Annotated in this window: 2 protein-coding genes; both read left to right on the top strand. The window is 73.9% G+C overall.

Features of this window, described 5'->3' with window-relative positions; translation table 11 throughout:
- The first annotated feature begins 327 nt into the window (after positions 1 to 327).
- Positions 328 to 1,515, top strand: coding sequence for a thiolase family protein (locus B7767_RS22015; protein ID WP_085573720.1), 1,188 nt, complete (start codon positions 328 to 330; stop codon positions 1,513 to 1,515).
- Positions 1,516 to 1,590: 75 nt separating this feature from the next.
- Positions 1,591 to 2,364, top strand: a complete 774-nt coding sequence (locus B7767_RS22010; protein WP_085573719.1) for a sulfite exporter TauE/SafE family protein — start codon at positions 1,591 to 1,593, stop codon at positions 2,362 to 2,364.
- The last annotated feature ends 97 nt before the right edge of the window (positions 2,365 to 2,461 follow it).

The raw sequence follows: 2,461 nt of genomic DNA, 5'->3' as shown, positions 1-2,461 counted from the left end.
CGGACCGCTGCCGAGCGCGAAGCCGGGACACCGCGGGGTCGCCCGCCGCCGCGCGTGGACGCGCCCGGTGGCGGGGTCCCGCAACGCCGGCCCCGTCGGTCCGGCGGGGAAGAACGGCTCCGGGTCCTCTCCCGCACGGGCCGCGCTCCGCAACCACTCCATGAACGCGCGGGTGCCCCCGGCCCCCGGGCACAAACCCGGCCCATGGCCGGCGGGGGAGCTTCCCAGGAAGCCGCCCGGCGGTCTATAGTCAAAAACTAGCGGTGCTAATTAAGAGTAGTAGCCGACCCCACAGCACAGCCGTCGGCATCGGTCAGGAGTCCCCTCGTGCGTCCCGTCCACTTCGCGGCCGCCCGCCGCACCCCCATCGGCAAACTGCGCGGAGCCCTCTCCACCGTGCGGCCCGACGACCTCGCCGCCGCCGTGATCCGCGGCCTGGTCGCCGACGTGCCCGAGCTGGACCCGGCCCGCGTCGACGAGGTCTACTGGGGCGCCGCCAACCAGGCGGGCGAGGACAACCGCAACGTCGCCCGCATGGCCGCGCTGCTCGCCGGACTCCCCGAGTCCGTGCCGGGCGCCACGGTCAACCGGCTGTGCGCCTCCGGCCTCGAGGCCGTCACCACCGCCGCCCGCACCATCGCGGCCGGCGAGGCCGACATCGTCATCGCCGGCGGCTCCGAGTCGATGAGCCGCGCCCCGTTCGTCCTGCCCCGCCCCGACGAGGCCCTCCCGCACCGCATGGAGACCGCCGACACCCGTCTCGGCTGGCGGCTGGTCAACCCCGCGATGAAGGACCTCCACGGGGTGCTGGCCATGGGCGAGACGGCCGAGGAGGTCGCCACCCGGTACGGCATCCCGCGCGAGCGCCAGGACGAGTTCGCGCTGCGCAGCCACCAGCGCGCCGCCGAAGCCCGCAAGAACGGCCACTTCGACGACGAGCTCCTGCCCGTGACCCGCCCGGACGGGGTGGTCGTCGACGCCGACGAGTGCGTCCGCGAGGACACCTCGATCGAGAAGCTGGGCCGACTGAAGCCGGTGTTCCGCGCGGGCGGTTCGGTCACCGCGGGCAACGCCTCCCCGATGAACGACGGCGCCGCCGGCCTGATCCTGGTCAGCGAGGAGGCCCTGAACGAGCTGGGCCTGGAGTCGCTCGGCCGCTACGTCGCCGGCGCCTCCGCCGGCGTCCACCCGGACGTCATGGGCATCGGCCCCGTCCCCGCCACCCGCAAGGTGCTCGCCCGCGCCGACTGGACGATCGGCGACCTCCAGGAGGCCGAGTTCAACGAGGCGTTCGCGGCACAGGCCCTGGCCTGCGTCGACCAGCTCGGCATCGACCCCGGCCTGGTCAACCCCAGCGGCGGCGCCATCGCGCTGGGCCACCCGCTGGGCTGCTCCGGCGCCCGCATCCTCACCACCCTGCTGCACCGCATGCGCCGCACCGGCGCCGGACGCGGACTGGCGACCATGTGCGTGGGCGTGGGGCAGGGCAGCGCGGTGCTGGTCGAGAGGCACTGACCAGCGCCCCGGGCGCCATCGGGCGGGACGGTCCTCACCGGAGTCGATTGCCTGCGCATAGCATCTGTCCTCGCAATGAACACGATGACGCTCTGGCACCTCAACGGCTGGCAATTCGCCGCGCTCGCCTTCGCGGCCCTGCTCGTCGGCTTCTCCAAGACCGCCGTCAGCGGGGCCAACACGGTCAGTCTCGCCGTCTTCGCCGCCGTGCTGCCGGCCAAGGCCTCCACCGGCGTCCTGCTGCCCATCCTGATCGCCGGGGACGTGCTCGCCGTCCTCACCTACCGCCGGCACGCCCACTGGCCCACGCTGTGGCGGCTGTTCCCGGCGGTCGCGGCGGGCGTCGTCGTCGGGACCCTGTTCCTGGTGTGGGCGGACGACGGGATCGTGCGGATCTCCATCGGGGCGATCCTGCTGCTGATGGCCGGGGTGACGGTGTGGCGGCGGCGGACGGCCGGCGCGGAGGAGGAGCCCGAAGCGGTCACCACCCGGGCCGGCCGCCTCAAGGCCCGCTCCTACGGAGTCCTCGGCGGCTTCACCACCATGGTCGCCAACGCGGGCGGCCCGGTGATGTCGATGTACCTGCTCTCCGCGGGCTTCCGGAAACTCGGCTTCCTGGGCACCTCGGCGTTCTTCTTCCTGATCGTCAACACCTCCAAGCTGCCCTTCAGTGCCGGTCTCGGCCTGATCGACGCCGACTCGCTCCTCCTCGACGCGGCGCTCGTGCTGTTCGTGGTGCCCGGCGCGCTCCTCGGCAGATGGGCGGTGGACAGGATCGACCAGCGGCTCTTCGAACGGCTGGTGATCGCGGCGACGGTGGTGGGCGGCGTCCAGCTACTGGTGCCCTGAGCGGGGCCCGGCCGGCTCGTTCCGCCCGCCCGGGCCGGCGTGCGGTCCGGCCGGCGGCCGAGGCCCGCGGGGTGCCTCGTACGGGCGGTGGAGCCGG

Origin of the sequence: Streptomyces sp. 13-12-16, from assembly GCF_002114215.1 — a bacterium.
Classification (GTDB): Bacteria; Actinomycetota; Actinomycetes; order Streptomycetales; family Streptomycetaceae; genus Streptomyces.
The sequence above is the reverse complement of the archived record's forward strand: the minus strand, read 5'-3'. Positions and strand labels throughout refer to the sequence as shown.